A 26,999-nucleotide genomic window follows, 5' to 3' on the forward strand; every position below is an offset into this window, starting at 1 on the left:
AGACCGCTTTCCCATGCCTATTTCATCTCAACGCTCCTTCCTGCGCCCGCTGCTGGCCGGCCTGCTTGCCTTATTGCTGACGCCACTGGCCAGCGCCGAAGACGCCAAACGCCTGAGCATCGGCATCACCCTGCACCCTTATTACAGCTACGTGGCCAACATCGTCGGTGACAAGGCCGAGGTGGTGCCGCTGATTCCGGCCGGGTTCAACCCGCATGCCTACGAGCCGCGCGCCGAAGACATCAAGCGCATCAGCGGGCTCGACGTGGTCGTGCTCAATGGCGTCGGTCATGACGACTTCGCCGACCGCATGATCGCCGCCAGCGAAACGCCGAACGTCCCGGTGATCGAAGCCAACGAAAACGTGCCGCTGCTGGCGGCTACCGGCACCGCCGCCCGCGGAGCCGGCAAGGTCGTCAATCCGCACACGTTCCTGTCGATCAGCGCCTCCATTGCCCAGGTCAACAACATCGCCCGGGAACTGGGCAAGCTCGACCCGGCCAATGCCAAGACCTACACCCAGAACGCCCGCGCTTACGGCAAGCGCCTGCGGCAGATGCGCGCCGATGCCCTGGCGAAACTGACTCAGGCGCCGAACGCCGAACTGCGGGTGGCGACGGTGCATGCGGCGTATGACTATCTGCTGCGTGAATTCGGCCTGGAAGTGACCGCCGTGGTCGAACCGGCCCACGGCATCGAGCCGAGTCCGAGCCAGTTGAAAAAGACCATCGATCAACTGCGGGAACTGGACGTGAAGGTGATCTTCTCGGAGATGGATTTCCCGTCCAGCTACGTCGACACCATTCAGCGTGAATCCGGGGTGAAGCTGTACCCGCTGTCGCACATTTCCTATGGCGAATACACCGCCGAGAAGTACGAAAAGGAAATGACCGGCAACCTCAACACCGTGGTTCGGGCTATTCAGGAGTCGGGGAAATGACGGCTAAAGAAACCATCAGTGCACAAGTCCCAGGCCCAACTGAAACCGAATCCCCTGTGGGAGCGACGGTGCGGCGTTCCGACCTGCTCGCGAAGGCGTCCAGTCAGTCGACATCAATGTTGACTGACCCACCGCAATCGCGAGCAGGCTCGCTCCCACAGGTTTCGGGTCCAACCTTGGATTTTGCGCAGGTCTGTTTGACGCTGGGGCGCACGACGATCCTCGACAACGTGACCTTCCAGGTCCAGCCCGGCAGCATACATGCGCTGGTGGGCCCCAACGGGGGCGGCAAAAGTTCGTTGATCAAGACCCTGCTCGGGCAAATGCCACATCAGGGCCGTTTGAGTCTGCAATGGCCGGGCACACCCGGGACCATCGGTTATGTGCCTCAGGCGCTGGAGTTCGATCGCGGCTTGCCCATGACCGTCGACGATTTCATGGCCGCGATGTGTCAGCGCCGTCCGGCGTTCCTCGGTTTGAGCAAGCATTACGCCGCCGCGATTGGTGAAGCACTGGAACGGGTCGGCATGCAGGACAAGCGCAAGCGGCGCATGGGCGCGTTGTCCGGTGGTGAGCGTCAGCGCGTGTTGCTCGCTCAGGGGTTGATCCCGGCGCCGCAGTTGCTGGTGCTCGACGAGCCGATGTCGGCCCTCGATGAGGCCGGTATCCAGGTGTTCGAACGACTGCTCGGCGACTGGCGCCAGAGCGGCATCACCGTGTTGTGGATCGAGCATGATCTGGAAGCCGTCGGGCGTCTGGCCGACCGCGTCACCGGGCTCAATCGCCGGGTGCTGTTCGATGCCGCGCCGAAACAGGCGCTGACCCCGGAACGCCTGCTGACCCTATTCTCGACCCATCCACGGAGCGCTGCCTGATGAGTTATGAAGCCTTTCGCTTGATGGTCCAGGGCTGGGCGTCTTCGGGTTACCTGCCTGAAGCGCTGGCCTACGGCTTTGTGGTCAACGCCCTGCTCGCCGGCTTGCTGATCGGCCCGGTGCTGGGCGGTCTGGGCACGCTGGTGGTGGTCAAGCGCTTCGCGTTTTTCTCCGAAGCGGTGGGTCACGCGGCATTGACCGGCGTGGCCGTCGGCATCCTGCTCGGTGAACCTTACACCGGGCCTTACGGCAGCCTGTTCGGTTACTGCCTGCTGTTCGGCATTCTGCTCAACTACCTGCGCAACCGCACGGGCCTGGCACCGGATACATTGATCGGCGTGTTTCTCTCGGTGTCGTTGGCCCTGGGTGCGAGCCTGCTGCTGATTCTGGCGGGCAAGATCAACGTGCACATCCTCGAAAACGTGCTGTTCGGTTCGGTGCTGACGGTCAACGGTAACGATCTGCTGGTGCTGGCCATCGTCGGCTCGCTGGTTATGGCGCTGGCCTTGCCCCTGTACAACCGCATCATGTTGGCCAGTTTCAATCCGCAACTGGCGGCGGTCCGTGGCGTGGCAGTGAAGACGCTGGACTATCTGTTTGTGATTCTGGTGACCCTGATCACCGTGGCCGCAGTAAAAGTCATCGGCGCGATTCTGGTCGGTGCTCTGCTGGTGATTCCGGCCGCGGCGGCACGCTTGCTCAGCCAGTCGCTGAAGGGCTTCTTCTGGTGCTCGGTGCTGATCGCCACGGTCAGCACGCTGTGCGGGATTCTCGCGCCAATCGTCTTTGACCTGCCCATTCCGTCCGGTGCCGCGATCATTCTGGTCGCCGGTATCGCCTTCGCTCTCGCCGCCATCGCGCGTGGCGTTGTTCCAAGCCTGAAAGGGAATATCGGATAAATGTCTTTTTCTCTGCGTCAATTGACCCTGGCTGTCGCCCTTTGCGGGCTGGTCAACACAAGCTTTGCGGCGGACCCAAAACCCCTGCGCGTGCTGGCGTCCTTGCCGATCACTTACGGGCTGGGCGAAGTCCTGCTCAAGGGCACCGACGTCACCCTTGAGCGGGCAGCGCCGGCGAACCTGCCGGACAGCCGGCAGACTGCGTACTTCACTGGTCGTGGCGCTCCGGCGCTGGCCAAACTGGCGACCGACGCCGATGCGGTGATTGGTCTGCGCTCATTGTGGGCGGACGATCCGCTGTACCCGATTGCCCGGCGCAGCAACATCCGTATCATCGAAGTCGATGCCGCCCGTCCGGTGGACGGCGCCCTGCCCGGCATCGCCGTGCAGCCTGGCAACAAGGTCGACGGGTTGAACAGCCAGCCGTGGTTTTCCAGTAACAACATGGGGCGGATGGCGGATGTGATGGCAGCAGACCTGGTGCGTCTGGCGCCCGAGGCGAAGCCTGCGATCGAGGCTAACCTGGCGGCGTTGAAACAGCGCTTGCTCAAGCTCAGCGCGGACAGCGAAGCGCGGTTGGCCAGTACCGACAACCTCAGCGTGATGAGCCTGAGCGATCACTTTGGCTATTTGATCGGCGGGCTGAATCTGGAACTGATCGGCCTCGATGCACGCCCGGACGCAGAGTGGACACCTGAAGCACTCAAGCAATTGGGCGCGACGCTGAAGGACAATGACGTGGCGGTGGTGTTGCATCATCGCCAGCCGTCGGAGGCGGTGAAAGCGGTGATCGCAGAGGCAGGCAGTCGGTTGGTGGTGTTGAGCGTGGACGCGGCGGATCCGGTGGCTGAGCTGGAAGGGAATGTGGATTTGCTGATCAAGGGGTTGAGCGGGGCTTAACGTCAGTTGGACCGCGTTATCGTTCATCGTCGGAACGCCGCCCGGAGCCGGCTGGCTCCCACATTTGACCGTGTCCGCCCGGACAACTCGGTCAAGTGTGGGAGCGAGCCTGCTCGCGAAAGCGGCCTGACAGGCGACACACATTCCAGACATGAAAAAGCCCGCTGACTGTCACCAGTCCAGCGGGCTTCTTTTTGCGTCGTGCCTTAATTAGCCACAGCCGCCTGCTCGTCCATCTTCTGACGCAAGCTCAACGGACGCATGTCAGTCCAGGTTTCTTCGATGTAGGCCAGGCATTCCTTTTTCAGGCCGCTCTTGCCCACGGTGCGCCAGCCGGCAGGCACGGTTTTGTAGTCGGGCCAGATCGAGTATTGCTCTTCGTGGTTGACCACGACCTGAAAGAGGATGTCCTCGCGGTCGAATACTGACGTCATGCTGTGTCTCCATCGCTGTTGGGTGGGCTGCACTGCGTGCGCAGCCGGTATGTAGAAGGAACGTTGCGCGGCGCGAAAAATTTAGAGGCTGGCGGTGGCCGCGGCCATGGCCCGGCCGAAAATCTCGGCCACCCGATCGATTTCCGCGGCAGTAATCACCAGCGGCGGCAGGAAACGCACCACGCCGCCGTGACGCCCGCCCAGCTCAAGAATCAGTCCGCGCTTGAGGCATTCACGCTGCACCAAGGGCGCCAGGCGACCGAAGATCGGCGGATGACCCAGTGCATCGGGCGTGCCCGTCGGATCGACCAGTTCAACGCCGAGCATCAAGCCGCGCCCGCGAATGTCACCCAGTTGCGGGAAGTCCCGCTGCAGGATGCGCAGGTGTTCGCTCAGGCGTTCGCCCATCGCGGCAGCGTGCTCGCAGACCTTGTGTTCGGTCAGGTAACGCATCACCGCGGAACCCGCCGCCATGGCCATCTGATTACCGCGGAAGGTCCCGGCATGGGCGCCCGGCAGCCAGGTGTCGAGCCAGTCGCGGTAGACCACCACCGCCAGCGGCAGGCTGCCGCCGATGGCTTTGGACATCACCACCACGTCCGGAATGATCCCGGCATGCTCGAAGGCGAACATTTTGCCGGTGCGGGCGAAACCGCTCTGGATTTCATCGACGATCAGCGCCACGCCGGCCTGTTCGGTGATGCGTCGCAGGCCGCGCAACCAATCGAGATCGGCCGGGATCACCCCGCCCTCGCCTTGCACCGCTTCGACGATCACCGCCGCCGGCAATTGCACGCCGGCCTCCGGATCATTGAGCAGGTTTTCCAGGTAGCTCAGGTTGACCTTCACCCCTTGCGCACCGCCGAGGCCGAACGGGCAGCGGTAGTCGTAGGGATACGGCATGAACTGCACGCCATTGCTAAGCAATGCGCCCAGCGGCTTTTTCGGCCCCAGGCTGCCCATTAGGCTCAACGCGCCCTGGCTCATGCCGTGATAGCCGCCCTGGAACGACAACACGGTGCTGCGTCCGGTGGCGGTGCGCACCAGTTTCAGCGCGGCTTCCACCGCGTCGGTGCCGGTCGGGCCGCAGAACTGGATCTTGGCTTCAGCAGCCAAAGCCGGCGGCAACAACCCGAACAGGTCCTGGACGAACTGATCCTTGACCGGCGTGGTCAGGTCGAGGGTGTGCAGCGGCAACTCATCGGTCAGCACTTGCTGGATCGCTTCGATCACCACCGCATGGTTATGCCCCAGGGCCAATGTCCCGGCACCGGCCAGGCAGTCGATGAAACGGCGGCCTTCGACGTCTTCGACATAAATGCCCTTGGCGCGTTTGAGCGCCAGGGGAATGCGCCGCGGGTAGCTGCGGGCATTCGATTCCTGCTGGTTTTGACGGGCCAGCAGCGGCGACTCGTTGAACTGATACAGCGTCTCGGCCGGCGCCGGAGTGATCCGGGCCGACTGATCTTCCATAAGGCTGGTAGCGACTGACATCTCTCGACCCCTCAATAAGGTTTTCCTGTTCTGGAAACGCATCAGGGCGCCGAGGATTTAGACCCTCGATCAGCTTTCTATGACGGCGGTGTCAGTGCCTTGTGCATGGGAATGGCGTGGAGCCCGGCCACGGTGAAGATTTCGGCGCAGGGCCGGTACCCCAAGTGACGGTAAAAAGCCTCGCTGGTGCGGGTGCTGTTGAGTCGTGCCTGAGCCAGCCCCTGGTCGATCAACCAGCCTTCGAGGTCGTGAACCAGCGCCTCTCCGGCACCGCGACGAAACCATTCCGGCTGCACGTAGCAGAACGCGACCTTGCCACTGATCGCCGCCATGGCGACACCGACCGGTTTGTCCTGCAACAGGGCAATGTTCAGGTACAACCGTTGGTCGGTCAGCCAGGGTTGCACGTGTTCGATGGTTTTGTTGTGGGTCCAGGTGGCAACGGTTCGCGGGTCGTTGCGGTGGTCGAGCGCGCAGCCGAAGCGGATGGAGCGCTCGACAATCCGGCTGATGATGCCGGCGTCGGCGGGGGTTGCCTTGCAGATGTGAATAGATGCATCCATGGCGCGGTGACCTCAATCCATTGAGAAAAGCTGCCGGGGACGATAGCGCCGGTGGCGAGTCGGTGACTAATGGAGAGAAGTTACATTTGATGTGCAACACAGCCTCCCCTATGGGAGTGAGCCTGCTCACGATGGCGGTGTAACAATCAACATGGATGTTGGATGTTATGACCTCATCGCGAGCAGGCACGCTCCCACAGGAGAAGTTGCGGTGTTGGTTAGAGGGATTGGAGCGGCATGGTCAGTTCAACCCGCAACCCATCCGGCCGACTGTCGAACTGCAGGGTGCAGCCGCATCGTTGGACAATCGCCTGGACAATCGCCAGGCCCAATCCGCAGCCGGTGCTCTGGCCGTTGCGCCAGAAGCGTTGGGTCAGATGTTGCAGATCGTCTTCGGCAATGCCCGGTCCGTGGTCGCGGACCAGAAAGCGCGCACGACTGCCGGTGGTTTCCAGGCTCAGTTCGACCGATCCGTCGCCCGGTGTATGGCGCAGGGCGTTGTCCAGCAGGTTGCGCAATGCGGCGATCGATAGCACCGCGGGCATCTGCACCGGGGCATCGGAGAACTTCGCCGGCATGTGCAGCTTGATCCGCCGACGATCACCGCTGGCCGCATCCTGAATCGCCAGTTTCGCCACCTGCTCGGCGCTGCATTGCACCCCGTCATCGAACGACAGACTGCCCTCGACCCGCGCCAACAACAGCAATTGCTCCAGCGTGCGGTGCATGCGGTCGGCGCCCTCTTCGGCCCGGGCCAGGGATTGATCCCGGGCCGCGCCGTCAGTCATGCGCGCCACTTGCAGATGAGTTTTGATCGCCGTCAGGGGGCTGCGTAATTCGTGGGCCGCATCGCCGGTCAGGCGGCGTTCGCGCTCGATGGTCTTGCCGATGCGCTGGAACAGCTGATTCTGGGTATCCAGCAAGGGTTGCAGTTCGCTGGGTAACGGCTGGATCTGCAAGGGTTCGAGCGAATCGGCGCTGCGGCGCATCAAGGCATCACGCATCCGGTTCAGCGGCGCGAGCCCTTGGCCAATCCCCAGCCACAACAGGCACAGGCAGCCAAGCAACGCCACGCCCACCGGCACCGAAGCCGCCAGCAGGATCGACATGTTCAGCGCCTCGCGCTCGATCTGCCGATCCGCCGTGGTAATGCGCAGATCACCGCGAGCCAGGGTGAAGCTGCGCCACGGCGCGCCGTCGATCATCTGATCGTGGAAGCCCATTTTCTCGGCTTCGAGGGTTTGTTGCGGGTCGGTGTGACTGCGGGCGAGGATTTCGCCGCGCAACGAGCTGACCTGGCAGGCCATGCCACCAGGAATATTAAGCTGTTCAGCGCTGAAATGGGTGCCCTCGCCCTTGCTCGGCAACGCGGGCAATTGTTCCATCAGGCCGGCGACCATGCGCGCCGACGCCACCAGCCGCTGGTCGAGGGAAAACATCATTTGGTTGCGCAGGTCGCTGAGCATCCAGGCCGCCGCCAGGGCCCAGATCAGCGCAAAAGCGGCGCCGAGCGTCAGGCTCAGGCGCAAACGCAGGCTCATCACTTTTTCATTTCCTCTCCACCATCGGCCGGCCCCAGGCGATAACCCAGGCCGCGCACGGTCTCGACAATGCCATTGCCGAGTTTGCGCCGCAGGTGATGGATATGCACATTGAGCGCGTTGCTTTCCAGCTCATCGTTAAAACCATAAACGCTGTCCTTCAACTGCTCGGTGGACAGCACCCTACCCCGGTTATGCAACAAGGCCTGCAACAGCGACTGTTCACGCCGCGAAAGGTCGACGGACTGACCGCCGAGCATGGTTTCGCGACTGCTCGGGTCGTAGGTCAGACGGCCGTGTTCGATCAGGTTGATACTGCGCCCCGCCACGCGTCGCAACAAGGTGTGCAGGCGCGCGGCGAGTTCACGCAGGTCGAACGGCTTGAGCAGGTAGTCGTCGGCGCCGGCCTGCAAGCCGTCGACGCGGTCGGTGACCGAATCCCGGGCGGTGAGGATCAGCACCGGAATCTCCAGGCCACTGTGACGCAACTGCTGCAACAACTTCAGGCCGTCTTCATCGGGGAGGCCGAGGTCGAGCACCATCACGTCGAACTCAGCCACCTTGAGCATCGCCCGGGCAGCCGACGCCGTGGCGACGTGCTCCACCGTCAGGCCTTGGGCCGTAAGGCCGGCGACTATGCCGCTGGCGATCAGCTCATCGTCTTCACAAACCAGTACGTGCATGGGCGCTCCATGAGTAAAAACGCGATTCAAGCAGTTGAGGATTAAGGCGCAATTATGGCAACCGCGGCGCCTGACGAACAGTGCAGCTTTCTGTCATTTTGATTAAACGAGCCAGCCCGAACAACTTAGTTGCATCGCGAAACAAACAACTCTAAAAAAAACTGATTATAAAAATGCTTACCACGATAATCTTACCCCCGCAGAAAACATGCAATACAACAACTAACCAGATAAACCCATGAAAACTCCATCCGATAATAAAGAGTCCTCACTCAACTGAAAGGAATCAGCCCATGCCAAACTTTAACAACTTCATCGCCACCGACTGGCGCGCCGGCAGAGACCGCATTTACTTTTTCTTTAAAGACACGAACACCTTCACCAACTTTGATCTGGGGGATCATCGAGTCCCCGACTACTACCCTAAAGAAATCACACAAACCTCATGGCCCGGCTTTCACCAATACGCCAAGCACCTGCGATTCGGCTTCACCACCACAGACTTGGACAACAGTGACGGCTCCGACGACTTCACCTGGTTGTTTTACTACCACGGCGAGACCCCGATGGTCTGTAAATACGACCAGGATCAGGATAAGGCAGTCGCCCACTATCGCGTTGAATATTCGATATGGGCACCAATACTCCCTTACTTCGACCGCATTGTAGCGGGAACTTGGTGGCAACTTGCCGGCAAAAAGTACCTGTTTCGTTTCCTTCTCAACGACGGACACTACCTCTCTTTTGACTATCTAAAAAACCGATTGATCCACGAAGAAATTACCGCCACCTCTATGCCGGGATTAGAGCCTTTTAAACACCGCATCGTTACAGCCGCACAAAACGATAGAACGTTTGCCGACAGTTTCTATTATATTTTTCTGAACAGAGGCCAGTTTCTCATCTACAACATCCAGCAAAACTATCTGCATTCCGGGCCACACGGTATGAATGACGAGGCTTGGCCAGGTCTGTTCCGAGACTGAGTCCCCGTGGAGGCGCGGTTAATCATCGGTTAATCGCCGCCTCCCATTGTGCACCTCACTTGCACAGGGATAAGGCTTACCCATGCGTCGACTGTTTTTGTTTTTTGTTCTCTTGATCTCGGGTATGGCCCAGGCAGGGAACAATCCGTTCGAAACCAAACCCGAATTTCTCCCTGTGGAAAAGGCGTTCGTCTTTACATCCGAACGCCTTGAATCCGGCGAAACCCAACTCTATTGGCAGATCGCCGATGGTTATTACTTGTACCAGCAACGCCTGAAATTCGATGGCTTGCCCACCGAACACAAGCCCGCATTACCAGACGGAGAAGCTCACAGCGATGAGTTCTTTGGCGAACAACAGGTCTATCGCCAGGGCCTGGAGCTGAAGATTCCAGCGGGCGCTACCGGTCAGATCAAGGTGGGCTTCCAGGGCTGTGCCGATGCCGGTCTGTGTTATCCGCCGCAGACTCAGGTCGTGGACCTGGGCGGCAACGTTGCGGGCGCAACCAATGAGGCACCGGATCAAGCCCTGGCCAGCGGCCTGCAACAACGGGCGCTGGGCTGGAGTTTGCTGGTGTTCTTCGGTCTGGGCCTGTTGCTGGCCTTCACGCCTTGCTCGTTGCCGATGCTGCCGATTCTGGCCGGGTTGATTGTCGGCAGCGGGGCCACGCCCAAACGCGGCTTCGCCCTGGCGACCAGTTATGTGGTGAGCATGGCGCTGGTGTATGCGGCGATGGGCGTGCTGGCTGCGCTGCTTGGTGCGAACCTTCAGGCGCTGTTACAGAATCCGTGGTTGCTGGGCAGCTTCGCGGCGATATTTGTCCTGCTGGCGTTGCCGATGTTCGGTTTCTTCGAGCTGCAACTGCCGGTGGCGGTACGTGATCGGCTGGAAAATGTGTCGCGCAATCAGCGTGGCGGCAGTTTGATCGGTGCCGGTGTACTCGGAGCCTTGTCGGGGCTGCTGGTCGGACCGTGCATGACCGCGCCCTTGGCCGGCGCCCTGCTCTACATCGCGCAAAGCGGCAATGCGCTGCATGGCGGGCTGATTCTGTTCGCCATGGGCATCGGCATCGGCGTGCCGCTGCTGTTGCTGGTGACCGTGGGCAATCGCTTCCTGCCCAAACCCGGCGCCTGGATGAACCTGCTCAAAGGCGTGTTCGGTTTCCTGTTCCTCGCCACCGCCCTGCTGATGCTGCGCCCGGTGCTGGATCAATCGCTGTGGATCGGTTTGTGCGGCGCCTTGCTGCTGATTGCCGCCTACAGTGCCTGGAAACAGTCGGAAGGTTTCGGTCGCGTTGCCCATCTGTTCGGTGCCAGTGCGCTGTTGCTCGGGATGTGGGGCGGTCTGCTGATGATCGGCGCCGCCGGGGGCAGTGATGATTTGCTCAAACCGTTGCAGGTCTACAGCGCCTCAGCCTCTTCCGGTAATACCGCTCGCCCGACCGGCCATGAGGCCTTCACCACGATCAACAGTCCGCAAGCGCTGCAACAGGAACTGGACGCCGCCCAGGCCCAGGGCCAATGGGTGCTGCTGGACTACTACGCCGACTGGTGTGTGTCGTGCAAGGTCATGGAAAAACAGGTCTTCGGCAAAGCCCATGTGATGGACGCGTTGAGCGATGTGCGCTTGCTACGGCTGGACGTCACCGCCGACAATGCCGCCAGCCGCGAACTGCTCGGCCGTTATAAAGTGCCGGGGCCACCGAGTTTTCTGTGGATCGGCGCAGACGGCCAGGAGCGCCGCAGCCAGCGCATTACCGGCGAGGTCGATGCCGACACCTTCCTGCAACGCTGGACAACCACCCGAGACGCCCGTTAATGCTGACCTTTACCCTCGGCACCTTTGCCATCGCGCTTAACCATTTACTGCTGATCAGTGCCCTGGCGCTGGCGACGTTTGTCGGCTGGCGGGTGGCCAAACGCGGTGGCGAAAACCCCGAGTCGGCGCTGTTCAGCCTGTTTTTGCTGGGCATGCTGGCGGCACGGGTCGGTTTCGTGATCGCCTACTGGGCACAGTATCGCAACGATCCGTGGCAGATCATCGACCTGCGCGATGGCGGTTTCCTCGCCTGGCCCGGGGTGATCGTGCTGCTGCTCGCCGCGCTGTATCGCGGCTGGCGTCGACCGGGCTTGCGCCGCCCGCTGGGGTTTGGCGTGGCCAGCGGTCTGGCGTTCTGGCTGCTGGCGACTTTCTCCCTGAGTATTTACGAACAAGGCACGCGCCTGCCGGAGATTGCCCTGCGCAATGCCGCCGGCGAAACCGTGCAACTGGCGGACTACAAGGGTGGGCCGCTGGTCATCAATCTCTGGGCCACCTGGTGCCCGCCGTGCCGCCGGGAAATGCCGGTGCTGGAAAACGCCCAGCAACAGCGCCCGGACCTGACCTTCCTGTTCGTCAATCAGGCCGAAAGCATGCAAAGCGTCAGCACCTTCCTCGAGACCCAGGGACTGAGCCTGACCAACGTGCTGTTCGACGGCAGCGGTCGATTGGGTCAGGCCGTGGGTTCCATGGCATTGCCGACTACGCTGTTCTATAGCCCCGACGGTCGATTGCTGGGCAGCCATTTGGGTGAACTCTCGGATGCCAGCCTGGCCCGCGCCCTGGAAAACTTCGACACCCCTTCTCCTGCCGTACCGGCCACCTCTTCAAGGAAACTGCCATGCCCCGCCTCCGCCACCTGCTGACGCTGACCCTGGGCGCAGCGCTGCTGCACCTGCCGTCGGTGCAGGCCGCCGAAGAATTGCCCGAAGCGATCAAGAAGATCGAAGCCAAGGGCGCGAAAATCGTCGGTCAGTTCGACGCACCCGACGGACTGCGCGGTTACGCCGCCCAGTACCAGAACCGCGGCATCGCGCTGTACCTGACGCCGGATGGCAAGCACGTGCTGCTGGGTAATCTGTACGACGCCGAGGGCAATGACCTGAGCAGTGCGCCGTTGCAGAAACTGGTCTACGCGCCGATGTCCAAGGAAGTCTGGGGCAAGATGGAAGCCAGCAACTGGATCGCCGACGGCAAAAAAGATGCGCCTCGCATCGTGTACCTGTTCAGCGATCCGAACTGCCCCTACTGCAACATGTTCTGGGAACAGGCACGGCCGTGGGTCAATGCCGGCAAAGTGCAGCTGCGGCACATCATGGTCGGCATCATTCGCGAAGACAGCCCGGGCAAATCCGCCGCGCTGCTGGCCGCCAAGGACCCGAGCAAGGCCCTGGAAGTTCACGAAAAATCCGGCAAGGGCAGTTCACTGAAAGCCCTGAAGGACGTGCCGCCGGCGATTCAGGCGAAACTGGCGGCGAACATGCAGCTGATGGAAGACCTGGAACTGCAGGCCACCCCGGCGATTTTCTACATGGACGACAAGGGCGAGCTGCAACAACAGCAAGGCGCGCCTTCGCCGGACAAGTTGGTGAAGATTCTCGGGCCTAAGTGAATTCACTGGCCTCTTCGCGAGCAAGCCCGCTCCCACAGGAGATTGCATTCCAATGTGGGAGCGGGCTTGCTCGCGAAGGGGCCAGCAAGATCGACTACTTTCTCTCGGCTAAAAACCCCAACAACACCTCCGTCACAAACTGCGGATTCTCCAGGTTGGAGATATGCCCCGCCTCCGGCACCAACACATACGGGCAACCAATCAACCCGGCCATTTCCTTCGTTTCCGACGGCGGCCGCGGTTTGTCCTGATCGCCGCACATCACCAGCGTGGTGTCAGGATTCAGCTCGCCCAGACGCGGCAACAGATCATCCCGACCAAACGTAATCCGCCCCATCGGTACAATGCTTTCGCGCAGACGTTCGGACGGCAACGCCGCCAGTTTCGCGCGAAAATCCTGATACAGCGCCGACTGCGGATCGATCACCGGACGGAAGAAGATCGGCACCACGATGTCGAGCAGCTGTGGCGCGATCACGCCGGTGTCTTCGATCTGCTTGAACAGCGAGAAATAGTACTGGCGAGTCGGTTCCGGCTCGACGCCAACGTAAGTGTCCATCAGCACCAGACCGTTGATCCGCTGCGGTGCCGACAACGCCAGTCGAGCGCCCCACATGCCACCGACCGACAGCCCGACCAGCGTGACACGATCAACGTCCAGATGATCGAGCAGCGCCAAGGCCTGGCGTGCGATGTCATCCAGCGATTGCGTGCCTTCGGGAAGGGGACCGGATTCGCCGTGGCCCCACAGGTCCAGCGCAATGACCCGATAGTGTTGCGACAACGCAGCCATCTGCGGCGCCCACATGGCCTGGTCCCACAGGTAGCTGCCGGCCAGCAATACGGCCGGGCCGGTGCCTTGATCGATGTAGTGAAGGGCTTGTCCGTCAACTGTTACGAAGGGCATTAGCTGTCTCCTTTGTGAAGGGAATTCAACAAAAAAAGCAGAGGCAGCCTGAGCCGGTCCGAAGCGGCAGTCAACGCGCAAATTCGCGCAAATTTCAATGTCGCCTTCGCGGGCAAGCCTCGCTCCTACAGGGATATGCAACCACCTGTAGGAGCGAGGCTTGCCCGCGAAGGGGCCCGCACAGACCTTAGAGAATCAAAACCCTTCCAGCTCCGCCATCAGGTCATTGAGGCGATCCACCTTCTCTTCGGTGATGTCACTCGCCACCAACCCGTCGATGTACTCGGCCAACTCCGCCACCGTGCTGCACTCGAACATCGCCCGCAACGGCACATCGCGTTGCAAGGCTTTCTGCACCCGTGAAGCAATCTGCGTCGCCAGCAACGAATGCCCGCCCAGTTCGAAGAAGTTGTCCTGCACGCCGACCTTCTCGACCTTCAGCACCTCGGCCCAGATAGCCACCAATGTCTGCTCCAGCTCGGTGCGCGGCGCCTGGTAATCCTGGCTCTGCAACTGGCCGATCTCCAGCGCCGGCAGCGCCTTGCGGTCGAGTTTGCCGTTGGCATTGAGCGGCATCCGCTCCAGCCACAACCAGTGCAGCGGCACCATGTACTCCGGCAGTTCGGCGCGCAGACGTTGCTTGATGCGTTCCAGTCGCTCGGTTGGATTGATCAATGAATCAGCCGCTACCAAATAGCCGACCAGGTGCTTGCCATTCACGCCTTCCTGCACACCGACCGCCGCTTCGCGCACTTCCGGTTGCTCATGCAGACGCGCTTCGATTTCACCCAGCTCGATGCGGTAACCGCGGATTTTCACTTGATGGTCGATACGCCCGACGTATTCCAGCACGCCGTCACTGCGACGACGGGCCAGGTCGCCGGTGCGATACAGACGATCCCCCGGCGCGCCAAACGGGTTCGGCACAAACACCTGCGCGGTGCGCAATGGATCGCTGACATAACCGCGCCCGACCCCGGTGCCGGCGACGCACAACTCGCCCACCGCACCCAACGGCACCAGGTCCAGCGCGCCATCGAGCAGGTACAAACGGTTGTTGTCGGTCGGCGTACCGATGGGCAGATAACTGCCACGGGTCGAGGCCATGTCAACGCGGAAGAACGCCACGTCGTCCGAGCATTCCGCCGGGCCATAGGCGTTCACCAGCCCGATATCCGGGTAACGCAGCAGCCACTGGTGCGCCAGCTCCGGCGGCATCGCTTCACCCGTCGGCAACATCCAACGCAGGCCTTCGAGGCACATGCGTTCCTGGGCGAGCATGCCCTGAATCAGCGACGGCACGCTTTCCAGCACCGTGATGCCCTGGGCCGAGACATGCGCCAGCAACCCTTGCGGATCATGGGCGATGGTGTTCGGCACAATGTCCACCCGCGCCCCGAACAGCGGCGCGGCGAGGAACTGCCAGACCGAAATGTCGAAGCTTTGCGAAGCGGTCTGGGCGATCACGTCGACATCGCTGAGATTCAGGTACGGCACCTTGCTCAATTGGTTGTTGAGCATGCCGCACTGCTCGACCATCACACCTTTCGGCAAACCGGTAGAACCCGAGGTGTAGATCACATAAGCGAGGTTGTCCGGGCCGCTATAGATGCCAGGATTCGCCACCGACACACCGCTCGCCTGCACCTCTTCCCAGACCAGTAACTTCGGCCGATGGGCGCAACTGAACTCATCCAATAGCGCGACTGCCTGTTCACGACAGGCCTGCGTGCAGACCAGCAACGGCGTGCGGCTCAGGTCGATGATCCGGCTCAGACGCTGACTCGGCAGCCCCGGGTCCAGCGGCAGATAACCGGCGCCGGCCTTGAAGCTGCCGATGATCATGCCGAGCAGATCGAGGTGACGTTCGGCCAGCAACGCCACCGGTTGATCCAGCCCTACCCCGGCCGCGATCAACGCATGACCGAGGCGGTTGCTGCGCTGGTTCAGCTCGACATAACTGTGCTGCTGATCCAGGCAACTGGCGGCAATCCGCTGGGGATGCTGGGCGACCTGCGCTTCGAACAACGCGACATAGCTTTGCTCCAGCGGGTAGTCGTGCTCGCTCTGGTTGCAGCCATGGATCAGGAAGTCCTGTTCCTCGGCACCCAATAACGGCAAATCAGCCATGTCGCCATGGAAACCGTCGACCAGCGCCAGCAGCAGACGCTTGAACTCGCCGAGCATGCGCTCGACGGTCGATTCGTCGAAATAACGCTGGTCGTAAGACAGGTGCAGTCCCAGGTCATCGCCCGGATAGCAGACCGCCGTCAGCGGGAAGTTGGTGTGGGTGCGGCCCGAATCCGACGTGGCATTGAGGCTCTGCGCACGGTCCAGCACCGAGACTTCCACCGGGGCGTTTTCGAACACGAACAGGCTGTCGAACAGCGGTTGGCCCTTGGGCAGTTCGCTGTTTTCCTGGATGGTCACCAGCGGCAGGTATTCGTACTCGCGCAGTTGCATGTTGCTGTCGAGCAAGCCGCTCAACCACTGGCGCACGCTGCAACGCTGATCGTCTTCGGGCATCTTCACCCGTAGCGCGATGCTGTTGATGAACAGCCCGACGGTGCGCTGCATCTGCGGCATGTCCACCGGACGCCCGGCCACCGTGACGCCGAACAGCACGTCGCGATCACCGCTCAAGCGTCGTAGCACCAGCGCCCACGCCGCTTGGGCGAAGGTGTTGATGGTCAGTTGATGCGCCTGCGCCAGTTCGCGCAGTCGCGCACCGTCGCGAGCATCGAGACGCGTATAGCGGTCACCGACGATCATGCCGCCGCTTGCACCGGCATGTTCACGCAGGAACGGTCGGTCGCTCGGGATCGGCGTGGTCCGCTCGAAACCTTGCAGGTTGGTTTTCCACCACTGCCGTGCTTCGGCCAGGCTCTGGCGTTGCAGCCAGCCAATGTAGTCGCGATAACGCGGCGGCACGGCCAGCTGTGCTTCCCGGCCTTCACCGAGGGCGGTGTAGATCTCGAAGAAATCGTTCATCAGCAGCGAACGGCACCAGGCATCAATCAGGATGTGGTGATTGCTCATCATGAACCAGTAGCGCGCTGCGCCGACCTTGATCAGGCGCAGGTGGAACGGCGCCTGGTTGAGCAGATCGAACCCGGCTTCTCGCTCGCTTTTGAGCAGCGCTTGCAGTTTCGGCTCTTGCTCGGCTTCGGCAATTTCCGTCCAGTCGAGGACCTCGATCGGCGTGCTGCCGGGTTTGTGGATCACTTGCAGCATCTCTTCGCCGACGTTCCAGCAGAACGATGCACGCAAGGCTTCGTGACGGGCGATCACCGCTTGCCAGGCTTCTGCGAAACGCTGCGGATCGAGTTCGCTGTTGATGCGGTAGCGGTCCTGCATGTAGTAGAGGCCAGTGCCCGGTTCCAGCAAGGTGTGCAACAGCATGCCTTCCTGCATCGGGGTCAGCGGGTAGACGTCTTCGATGACGGCGGCCGGAATCGGCAGCGCATCCAACTGCGGCTGAGTCAGTCTGGCCAGCGGGAAATCCGACGGCGTGAGGCCGCCGGCATCGTCTTGCAGGCAATGTTCGATCAGGCTGTGCAGTTCGCCCAGGTAAGCATTCGCCAAGTCGGAGATGGTCTGCAGATCGTGGCGTTCGGCGCTGAAGGTCCAGCGCAGCACCAGCTCACCGCCGTACACCTGACTGTCGACGCTCAGTTCATTGGGCAGCGGCGCCTGCGGATCGTGGGCCGCGCCGACCGGTTCATCCAGCGGACGAAACAAGGCGTCCGCGCCGAAGCTCTGGTCGAACTGACCGAGGTAGTTGAAGGTGATCGGCGCCACCGGCAACGCGGCCAGGGTCTGACGACTCAGATCATCGGCCAGGTAACGCAGCACGCCATACCCCAGGCCTTTATGCGGCACGCCACGCAGTTGTTCCTTGATCGCCTTGATCGAGGCGCCCTGCCCGTTCGCCGGCACGAGACGTAATGGATAAGCGCTGGTGAACCAGCCGACGGTGCGGGTCAGGTCGATCTCGTCGAACAGGGTTTCGCGGCCGTGGCCTTCGAGTTGAATCAGCGCCGATTCCTCTCCGTTCCATTTGCACAGCACACGGGCCAACGCGGTCAGCAGCAGGTCGTTGACTTGCGTGCGATAGGCACTCGGCGCCTGTTGCAGCAACTGGCGAGTACGCTCGGCATCGAGGCGCACGCTGACGGTTTGCGCATGCCGGTTTTGCCGACCGCCCTCAGGACGATCACAGGGCAATTGGGCGTTCGGCCCGGCCAGTTGCGACTGCCACCAGCTCAGTTCTTCACGCAGGGATTCGCTGCCGGCGTACGCCTGCAAGCGTGCCGACCAATCCTTGAACGCACTGGTTTTCGCCGGCAGTTTGACCGACTGCCCGGCGTCCAGTTGACGGTAGACGGTTTGCAGATCGTCCAGCAACACCCGCCACGAAACACCGTCCACCACCAGGTGGTGAATGGCGATGAACAGCCGTTGTTGGCCCTCGGGACCATCAACCAGCAGCACACGCATCAGTGGCCCGTGCTCGAGGTCGAGGCTGCGCTGCGCGTCGGCGAACAGCGCGGCGCATTTGTCCATGGCCGAAACACGCACTTGCCACAACACCGACACGTCGAAAATCGCTTGATGCTCGGCGCGCCATTGCGCGTCGGTTTGGCTGAAGCGCAACCGCAAGGCATCGTGCTGTTCGATCACTGCCAGCAGCGCTTGCTCCAGGCGATGGGGCTCCAGCGCGACGGTCGGCTCCAGCAGCAACGCCTGGTTCCAGTGCTGACGCTCGGGAATGTCAGTGTCGAAGAACCAGTGCTGAATCGGCGTCAGACGCGATTCGCCAGTGAGCAGGCCTTGCTCGGCGGTGACCTGCTCGGTGCGGGTCGCCACGGCAGCCAGGGTCTGCACGGTCTGGTGCTGGAACAGATCACGCGGACTGAAATGAATGCCCTGTTGCCGCGCACGGCTGACCACCTGGATCGACAGAATTGAGTCGCCGCCCAGTTCGAAAAAGTTGTCGTTGAGGCCGACCTGCAAAACGTTCAGCACTTCGCACCAGATCGCGGCCAACGTCAGTTCAAGCTCACTGCTCGGCGCCACGTACTGCTGACGGTTCAGCTCCGGGTCCGGCGCAGGCAAGGCGCGACGGTCGAGTTTGCCGTTGGCGGTCAGCGGCATACTGGCCAGCAGGATCAGGTGCGTCGGCACCATGTAATCCGGCAGTTGCGACTTGAGGTGATGCTTCAAGGCTTCGCGCAGTACTGCTTGTTGCGCTTCGTCCTGGTCGGCGACTTCAGTGACCAGATAGCCGACCAGTTGTTTGCCGCTCGGTGCGTCGAGGGCCAGGACCACGGCTTCGCGAATCGACTCATGTTCGAGCAGACGGGTTTCGATCTCCCCCAGTTCGATGCGGAAACCGCGAATCTTCACTTGATGGTCGATGCGCCCCAGGTACTCCACCAAGCCATCGGCACGCTGGCGCACCAGGTCGCCAGTGCGGTACAGACGTCCGCCATCGGCGGCGAACGGATCCGCCACGAATCGCTCGGCGGTCATGCCCGGACGCTCGTGATAACCCTGCGCCAGGCCGGCACCGCCGACGTACAACTCGCCGGTCGCGCCTTGCGGCACCAAGGCCAGGTCCGCGTCGAGGATGTAGGCCACCCGCGCGCCGATCACGCTGCCGATCGGCACGCTGCCTAAGCCTTCTTCCAGATGTTCGGGTGCCAGACTTGCCAGCGGCATGACCACGGTTTCGGTCGGACCGTAAGCGTTGAAAAACAGGCTCGGTTTGAACGCCGCACGAATTCGTGTCAGGTGTTCACCGGTCAGGGCTTCGCCGCCGGTGATGCACATGCGCACCGGCAGGGTTTCGCCCTGGGTCGCCAGCCATTGCGCCAACTGGCTGCCGTAGCTGGGGGTGAAACCGAGGATGTTGATGTGGTGGCGACGGATCAGGCCACAGATCTCTTCCGCGTCCCATTGGCCTTGGGCGCGCAGGACAACGTGCGCGCCACTCAACAATGGCACCAGCAAACGCTCGGTCGCAGCGTCGAAGTTGATCGAATAGAAATGCAGCTCGCAATCGTCCGGACGCATGCCGAAACGCTCGATCACGGCGCGGCAATGCATGGCGATTTCACCGTGGGACACCACCACGCCTTTTGGCTTGCCGGTCGATCCTGAGGTGTAAATCAGGTACGCCTGATGTTGCGGCAGGCTGATAAACGGCAGTTCGGTGGCCGGGTAATCGGCCAACCCGGCGGCGTCTTCTTCGAGGCACCAACGGCCGACGGTGGCCGGCAATTCGCCAAGCGCGTCGAACATTGCCGCATCGCTGAGCAGCAAACCGATGCCGCTGTCCTCGATCATGTAGTGCAGGCGATCGAGCGGGTATTCCGGGTCCAGCGGCACATAAGCACCGCCGGCCTTGAGGATCGCCAGCAGGCCGACGACCATTTCCAGTGAACGCTCAAGCGCCAGACCAACGCGAACCTGCGGGCCAACACCGCGCTCGCGAAGCATCCAGGCCAGGCGATTGGCGCGGCTGTCGAGTTCGGCGTAGCTCAGGGTTTCACCTGCAAAAGTCAGCGCCGGAGCATCCTTGCGGGCCAGCGCCTGCTCGCTGAACAGGTGATGGATGCATTGATCGAGGCGATGCTCGCCCGGTTCGACGCCAAGGCTGTCCAACAGCTTTTGCTGTTCGCCGGCTTCAAGCAACGGCAGTTCGCTGAGGCGCTGTTGCGGATCGGTCAGCAACGCTTCCAGCAGATTGCTCCAGTGCCCGGCCATGCGCGCAATGCGCGGTTCATCGAACAAATCGGTGCTGTAAGTCAGGCAGCAACCCAGTCGATGATCGAGGTCGGTGACTTCCAGGTTGAGGTCGAACTTGGTCGCCCGGGCATCGTTGGCCAAGTACTCGACGGTCATGCCGGCCAGGGTGCGGCTTTGCTGGAACTCCCAGCGCTGCACGTTGCACATCACCTGGAACAGCGGGTTATAAGCGGCGCTGCGCGGTGGCTGCAAGGCTTCTACCAAGTGATCGAATGGCAAGTCCTGATGGGACTGGCCTTCGATCACGGTGTGGCGGACCTGCTCGAACAATTCAGCCACGGACATTTGTCCGTCTAGCTGGCAACGCAACACTTGGGTGTTGAGGAACGCCCCGATCAGCCCTTCGCTTTCCGGGCGAATCCGGTTGGCCACCGGCGCGCCGATGCGCAGGTCGGTCTGGCCGCTGTAGCGGTAAAGCAGCACGGCCAGCGCGGCGGTCATGGTCATGAACAGGGTCAGGCCGTTTTGCGCGTTGAAGGCGCGCACCCGCCCGGCGAGGTCATCGCTCAGGTCGAAACGGAACAGTTCGCCCTGATGACTTTGCACCGGCGGACGTGGACGGTCGGCGGGCAGTTCCAGCAGCGGATGTTCGCGGCCCAGTTGCGCGGTCCAGTAGTCGAGCTGGCGCTGGCGCTCGCCGGACTCCAGCCACTGGCGCTGCCAGACGCTGTAATCCAGGTACTGCACCGGCAGCGGTGCCAACGGCGATTCGCGGTCATCGACGAACGCTTCGTACAGCGCGCTCAGTTCCCGGGCAAAGATGTCCATCGCCCAGCCTTCGGTGACGATGTGGTGCAGGGTCAGCACCAGGTAATGTTCGTGCTCGGCGGTCTTGACCAGGCAGGCGCGCAGCAGCGGACCGGTTTCCAGATCGAATGGTTTATGCGCCTCGTCGTCAGCCAGTTGCTGCACCCGTTGCTCACGGCTGTCAGCCTCCAGCGCCGAGAAGTCCTTCCAGTCCATGCGCAGACCGGTTTGCGCATGCACCTGTTGCCGGGCCACGCCGTCGATGCTCGGGAACGTGGTGCGCAGGGTTTCGTGACGCATGATCAGCGCTTGCAACGCCGCTTCGAAACGCCCGACATCCAACACGCCACGCAAGCGCGCCATACCACCGACGTTGTAGGCCGGGCTGTCCGGCTCCATCTGCCAGAGGAACCACATGCGCTGCTGGGAGTAAGACAGCGGCACCGGTTGGCGGCGGTCGACTTTCTCGATCGGCGGTTGCTGGTTGGTGTTGCCGCTGGCCTGGATCCGTTGAACCTGTTCGGCAAACGCGCCCAGCTCACTGTTTTCGAACAGCGCCCGCAGCGGCAACTCGACGTCGCAGGCCTGACGGGTACGGGAAATGATTTGCGTGGCCAACAACGAATGACCGCCGAGGGCGAAGAAATCGTCGCGCAGGCCGATCTGCGCAAGGCCCAGCACTTCGCGCCAAATGCCGGCGATTTGCTGCTCCAGCGCAGTGACCGGCTCGACGTGTTCGCGCACTTGCCATTGCGGTTCGGGCAGGGCACGCCGGTCGAGTTTGCCGCTCGGGCTCAGGGGCATTTCGTCCAGACGCATCAGCTGTGCCGGGACCATGTAGTCCGGCAGTTCGGCCGCCAGCGCGGTTTTCAGGCGTGCGGTTTGCGTGTCTTCGGTTTCGCTGGTTTCGCTGGTTTCGGTGGCAGTGTAGTAACCGATCAACTGGCCACCGGCGGCGGTTTCGCGCACCAGCACCACGGCTTGGGCAACGCCCGCCTGGGCCAGCAAACGGGCTTCGATTTCTTCAGGCTCGACACGGAAGCCGCGCAGTTTGACTTGCTGATCGAGACGACCGAGGTATTCGATCACGCCCTCCGCCGTCCAGCGCGCACGGTCACCGGTGCGGTACAGACGTGCGCCCAACTCGCCCAATGGATCGACAATAAACCGTTCGGCGGTCAGGCCCGGACGGCCCAAGTAACCGCGAGCCAGACCAATACCGCTGATGCACAGCTCACCCGGCACGCCGGCCGGCACCGGGTTGAGGTCGCTGTCGAGCACGCGGCACAGCACGTTGCCCAACGGACGGCCTATCGGCGAGCGTTCGCCATCGGCGGTTGTGCAGCGCCAATGGGTAACATTGATCGCGGTTTCGGTCGGGCCGTAGCGGTTGTGCAATTGCACGGCCGGCAGCTGTTCCAGCACGCGGTTGCGCAGTTCGGCGGGCAAGGCTTCGCCACCGGAGAACACCCGGCGCAGGCTGGCGCATTCGGCGGTCAGCGGCTCATCGATGAACAACGAAAGCAGCGGCGGTACGAAGTGCAGCGTGGTCACGCCGTATTGCTGGACCAGCTGCGCGATGCGATGCGGGTCGCGGTGCTCGCCGGGGCCGGCAATCAGCAAGCGCGCCCCGGTGATCAGCGGCCAGAAGCACTCCCACACCGACACGTCGAAACTGATCGGGGCTTTTTGCATCAGCACGTCGGTGTCGTTCAAACCGTAGGTGTTCTGCATCCATTGCAGCCGCTCGGCGAGCGCTGCGTGGGTGTTGCCGACGCCCTTCGGTTGGCCGGTGGAACCGGAGGTGTAAATCACGTAGGCGAGGTTGTCCCCGTGCAGGTGCAGGCCTGGCGCCTGGCTTGGCCAGCTCTCAAGATGCAAGGCGTCCATGGCGATCACGCTGACGCCGTCGGTGGCCGGCAGGCGTTCGAGCAATTGGGTCTGGGTCAGCAACAACTCGACGCCGCTGTCGCTGAGCATGTAGGCCAGACGTTCGGCCGGGTAATCCGGGTCCAGCGGCACATAGGCGCCACCGGCCTTGATGATCGCCAGCAGACCGATCAGCAACTGCGGCGAACGCTCGGCGGCGATGGCCACGCAAACGTCCGGGCCGACGCCTTTGTCGCGCAGGTAATGCGCCAGACGGTTGGCCTGAGTATGCAGCTCGGCGAAATCGAGGCTGCCGCCGTCCCACACCAGCGCGGTGCGTTCCGGGGTCTGGCGCGCCTGTTCATTGAGCAACTCCGGCAGCCATTGGCTGGCCGGTGTGCACGGTGCGGCGCTCCAGGCAGTTTGTTGTCCGTGTTCGCTTGCGCTCAGCAGTGGCAGGTCGCCGATGGCGGTGGACGGTTGCTCGCAAATGGCCCGCAGCAGGTTGCTGAAATGCTCGGCCAGACGCTCGATGGTCGTCGCGTCGAACAGCTCGCTGGCGTAGTCGAAGGACAGGCTCAGGCGACCCTTCTGGTCTTCTTCGCTGTGCAGTTGCAGGTCGAACTTGGCTTCGCGGCTGTGCCACGGCAGTTCTTCGGAGAGCAATCCAGGCAGACGGCGCAGTGTGCTCAAGTCCCGTTGCTGGTGGTTGAACATCACCTGGAACAGGCCTTGTTCGCGAGCTTGCGGGAAGGCTTCGAGCAGTTGCTCGAACGGCAGATCCTGATGCGTTTGTGCACCCAGCGCGGCTTGGCGGGTTTGCGCCAACAGTTCCACGAATGACAGGCGCGAATCCACCTCGGCACGCAGCACCTGGGTGTTGATGAAGAAGCCGATCAGCCCTTGGGTTTCCAGGCGCGGGCGGTTGGCATTCGGCACGCCGATGCGGATGTCGCGCTGGCCGCTGTAGCGGTGCAACAGGCTCTGGAACGCGGCAAGCAACAGCATGAACGTCGTCGATTCATGCGCCTGGGCGGTCTGGCGAATGGCATCGCTCAAGGTCGCGGCGAGCTTTATCGAGTGGCGGTCGGCGCTGTGAATGTGCTGCGCCGAGCGAGGATGATCGGTGGCCAGGTTCAGCGTTGGATGTTCTTCGCCCAGCTGCGCTTTCCAGTAGGCGAGTTGACGCTCGCCCTCCCCTTGCGCCAGCCATTGACGCTGCCAGCTGCCGTAGTCGGCGTATTGCGTCGGCAAGGCGCAAAGCGTGGCCTTTTGTCCTTGGGAGGCCGCGGCGTACAGGCGCGAGAACTCGTCGATCAGCACATTCAGCGACCAGCCATCGGCGATGATGTGATGCATCGTCACCAGCAGTTGATGGTCCTCGTCGTCGAGGCGCACCAGCGTCACCCACAGCAGCGGGCCTTTCTCCAGATCGAATTGGGTGCGAGCTTCGTCCTCACGGATTTGCAGCGCGCGGGCTTCACGCTCGGTGGCGGGCAGGTCGCTGATGTCGATCAATTGCAGGTTGAATTCGCCCGCCGCATCGACCTGTTGCAGCGCCACGCCGTCCCGCTCGAAGAAGCGCGTGCGCAGGGATTCATGACGCTCGATCAACTGCTGGAAACTGGCGCGCAAGGCGTCTTCGTCCAGCTCGCCACGCAGGCGCAAGGCCCCGGGAATGTTGTAGGCGCTGCTGTGCGGGTCGAGTTGCCAAGTGATCCAAAGACGGTTTTGCGCTAGGGATTGCGGCATCGGTTCGTTGCGCGACAGCGGGGTGATCGCGCCCTGGGCCAGCCCGCCGTCCTGTTGCAACTGAGCGACCGCGGCGGTGAAGGCGCCGAGGGTTGGCGCTTCGAAGAGCAGGCGCAGGTTCAGCTCCAGACCCAGTGCTTCACGCAGGCGCGCGACCACTTGAGTGGCGGCGATGGAATTGCCACCGAGCAGGAAGAAGTGTTCGTCAGCGTTGACCTGTTTGACCTGCAGTTGCTCGCTCCAGATCTGGCCGATCAAGGCTTCCAGCTCGGAACTTGATTCGGCTTTGGATTCGCCCTGTACGTCTGCCGAAGGGAACAGCGCATAGCTGTCGAGGCTGCCGTCCGCCAGACGATTGCGGCAGGCCGAACGTTGCAGCTTGCCGCTGGAGGTCTTGGGCAATGCGCCGGGATTGAGCAGCACCACCACGCTCGGCGCTTCCTGATACGCTTCGGCCACCGCTTGGCGGATGGCTTTGATCAACGCGTCGGGCGGGAGAATTTTTTGCACGCTGCGGCTGATTTCCGCGGCGATGCCTATGCCCTCCTGACCGTCGATGTTGACGGCGAAAGCGGCTACGCGACCTTTGCGCACCACTTCCACTTCGCGCTCGACGGTCTGTTCGATGTCCTGCGGGTACAGGTTGTGACCGCGAACGATCAGCATGTCTTTCAGGCGCCCGGTGATGAACAGTTCACCGTCACGCATGAAACCCAGATCGCCCGTGCGCAGCCAGGTCCGGTCGTTGTGCTGGACGAAGGTCTTGGCGCTGGCCTCGGGGTTGCGCCAGTAGCCATGGGCGATGCTCGGCCCGGCAGCCCAGACTTCGCCGACCGCGTTGTCGGCGAGCTCATTGAGCGCGACCGGGTCGACAATCAACACCGCGTGATCCGGCTGACTGATGCCGCAACTCATGATCGCGCTGCCTTCGCCGGCCTCTGCACGTTTTTGGGCCAAGGCTTGATCGTCCACGCGCAGTTTGCCGATGCCCTGACCGCGCGGGGTTCCGGCAACGAACAAGGTGGCTTCGGCCAACCCGTAAGACGCCATGAAGCTGTCGGTGGTGAAACCGCACGCCGCGAACTTTTCGCCGAAGCGATCCAGGGTGTCGAGACGAATCGGTTCGGAGCCGGAATACGCGACGCGCCAGCCGCTCAGATCGAGGCGCTCCAGCGCCGATTCGCTGACGCGTTCACTGCACAGGCGATAGGCGAAATCCGGGCCGCCGCTGATGGTGCCGCCGTATTCGCTGATCGCTTCCAGCCAGCGCAACGGTCGACCGAGGAAGTACGCCGGCGACATCAACACGCACGGCACGCCGCTGAAAATCGGCTGCAACAGACCGCCGATCAGGCCCATGTCGTGGTACAGCGGCAGCCAGCTGACGATCACGTCGTCCGGGTTCAGATCGATGCCGAAACCATGACGGATCAGCAGTTCATTGGCCACCAGGTTGCCGTGACTGACTTGCACCCCTTTGGGCAACGCGGTGGAACCGGAGGTGTATTGCAGGAAGGCGATGTGGTCGTCAGCCAGGCTCGGCTCGACCCAGCTGTCGGCCAAGGCACCGTCGAGGGTGTCGACGCACAACAGCGGCGGCGCACCTTCAATCTGCAGCAAGGCGTCGCGCAATCCGGCGCTGGTCAGCAGCAGGCGCGGCTCGGCATCGCCGATGATCGACAACAGGCGTTCCTGGTGATGACGTTTAGCCGACTCCGGTGGATAAGCCGGCACGGCGATCACCCCGGCGTACAGGCAGCCAAAAAATGCCGCGACGTAATCCGGGCCGCTAGGGAACAGCAGCACGGCGCGATCACCGAATTCAGCCTCGGCCTGCAACGCACCGGCAATGGTTCGCGCCCGCTGATCCAGCTCGCGATAACTGAGCACCACGGCCTCTTCCGGGGTGTCGGCGAGAAAACGCAAGGCCACCCGATCCGGCGTCAGGGCCGCGCGGCGCTGGAGGGCTTGGACCAGATTGCTTGGGAGTTCGAACGCGTCGGTCATGAGGTTTCCTGCCTGAATTCGGCTTGCAAATGGAATCGGTTTTCTTACGTCACGCCCACTAAAGGGCATGCAGGACGCGGTCTTCGCCGACTGCGCAAGGCATTGGGAATGCTGTTTTGGCCGGGTTTGACCCTGCACCTTTCACCAATGAGAACGGA

General features: G+C 62.2%; 15 protein-coding genes. 8 read left to right on the forward strand and 7 right to left on the reverse strand.

The features are described from left to right. Positions 1-13 precede the first annotated feature (13 nt). The 4 genes from ACA051_RS20285 to ACA051_RS20300 all read left to right on the forward strand — a co-directional run bounded on the left by ACA051_RS20285 (position 14) and on the right by ACA051_RS20300 (position 3,614). Entirely contained in the window at positions 14-940 is a 927-nt protein-coding gene (locus ACA051_RS20285; RefSeq protein ID WP_497371637.1) for a metal ABC transporter solute-binding protein, Zn/Mn family, read from the forward strand. Positions 941-1,056: 116 nt separating this feature from the next. Then, positions 1,057-1,815: a metal ABC transporter ATP-binding protein gene (locus ACA051_RS20290; protein ID WP_497310634.1), complete on the forward strand. Its 759-nt coding sequence runs from the start codon at positions 1,057-1,059 to the stop codon at positions 1,813-1,815. Next, entirely contained in the window at positions 1,815-2,714 is a 900-nt protein-coding gene (locus ACA051_RS20295; RefSeq protein WP_010461179.1) for a metal ABC transporter permease, read from the forward strand. The genes ACA051_RS20290 and ACA051_RS20295 overlap by 1 nt, the downstream gene beginning before the upstream one ends. Continuing rightward, entirely contained in the window at positions 2,715-3,614 is a 900-nt protein-coding gene (locus ACA051_RS20300; RefSeq protein WP_497371639.1) for a metal ABC transporter substrate-binding protein, read from the forward strand. A 206-nt stretch (positions 3,615-3,820) separates the two neighbouring features. On the opposite strand, the gene ACA051_RS20305 is transcribed toward ACA051_RS20300, so the two are convergent. The 5 genes from ACA051_RS20305 to ACA051_RS20325 form a co-directional block, all read right to left on the reverse strand. Continuing rightward, complete coding sequence (locus ACA051_RS20305; protein WP_497304256.1) at positions 3,821-4,048, reverse strand: MbtH family protein; 228 nt, start codon at positions 4,046-4,048, stop codon at positions 3,821-3,823. A gap of 81 nt (positions 4,049-4,129) precedes the next feature. Beyond that, positions 4,130-5,542 carry an aspartate aminotransferase family protein gene (locus ACA051_RS20310; protein ID WP_497371641.1) on the reverse strand — a complete coding sequence of 471 codons (1,413 nt, stop codon included), beginning with the start codon at positions 5,540-5,542 and terminating at the stop codon, positions 4,130-4,132. A gap of 77 nt (positions 5,543-5,619) precedes the next feature. After that, a complete protein-coding gene (locus ACA051_RS20315) occupies positions 5,620-6,105 on the reverse strand; it encodes a GNAT family N-acetyltransferase (RefSeq protein ID WP_497304260.1) in 486 nt (161 codons plus the stop codon). A 218-nt stretch (positions 6,106-6,323) separates the two neighbouring features. After that, entirely contained in the window at positions 6,324-7,649 is a 1,326-nt protein-coding gene (locus ACA051_RS20320; protein WP_497304262.1) for an ATP-binding protein, read from the reverse strand. Beyond that, positions 7,646-8,329: a response regulator gene (locus ACA051_RS20325; RefSeq protein ID WP_497304264.1), complete on the reverse strand. Its 684-nt coding sequence runs from the start codon at positions 8,327-8,329 to the stop codon at positions 7,646-7,648. The genes ACA051_RS20320 and ACA051_RS20325 overlap by 4 nt, the downstream gene beginning before the upstream one ends. Positions 8,330-8,622: 293 nt before the next feature. Here ACA051_RS20325 and ACA051_RS20330 point away from each other — a divergent pair, with 293 nt between their 5' ends. The 4 genes from ACA051_RS20330 to dsbG all read left to right on the forward strand — a co-directional run bounded on the left by ACA051_RS20330 (position 8,623) and on the right by dsbG (position 12,746). Next, on the forward strand, positions 8,623-9,315 hold the full coding sequence (locus ACA051_RS20330; protein WP_497304266.1) for a hypothetical protein: 693 nt from the start codon (positions 8,623-8,625) through the stop codon (positions 9,313-9,315). Positions 9,316-9,397: 82 nt separating this feature from the next. After that, positions 9,398-11,134 carry a protein-disulfide reductase DsbD gene (gene dsbD / locus ACA051_RS20335; protein WP_497371643.1) on the forward strand — a complete coding sequence of 579 codons (1,737 nt, stop codon included), beginning with the start codon at positions 9,398-9,400 and terminating at the stop codon, positions 11,132-11,134. Next, positions 11,134-12,000 (forward strand): TlpA family protein disulfide reductase, encoded by an 867-nt coding sequence (locus ACA051_RS20340; RefSeq protein ID WP_497304270.1) that lies wholly within the window; start codon positions 11,134-11,136, stop codon positions 11,998-12,000. The genes dsbD and ACA051_RS20340 overlap by 1 nt, the downstream gene beginning before the upstream one ends. Beyond that, on the forward strand, positions 11,976-12,746 hold the full coding sequence (gene dsbG, locus ACA051_RS20345; protein WP_497304272.1) for a thiol:disulfide interchange protein DsbG: 771 nt from the start codon (positions 11,976-11,978) through the stop codon (positions 12,744-12,746). The genes ACA051_RS20340 and dsbG overlap by 25 nt, the downstream gene beginning before the upstream one ends. A 94-nt stretch (positions 12,747-12,840) precedes the next feature. Here the strand turns inward: dsbG and ACA051_RS20350 are convergent, their stop codons facing one another. Together ACA051_RS20350 and ACA051_RS20355 are read right to left on the reverse strand one after the other, a co-directional pair. Beyond that, positions 12,841-13,653 carry an alpha/beta fold hydrolase gene (locus tag ACA051_RS20350; protein ID WP_497371645.1) on the reverse strand — a complete coding sequence of 271 codons (813 nt, stop codon included), beginning with the start codon at positions 13,651-13,653 and terminating at the stop codon, positions 12,841-12,843. Between the two features lie 195 nt (positions 13,654-13,848). After that, positions 13,849-26,841: a non-ribosomal peptide synthetase gene (locus tag ACA051_RS20355; RefSeq protein WP_497371647.1), complete on the reverse strand. Its 12,993-nt coding sequence runs from the start codon at positions 26,839-26,841 to the stop codon at positions 13,849-13,851. Positions 26,842-26,999 lie beyond the last annotated feature (158 nt).

This window comes from Pseudomonas sp. LBUM1669 (assembly GCF_059695705.1).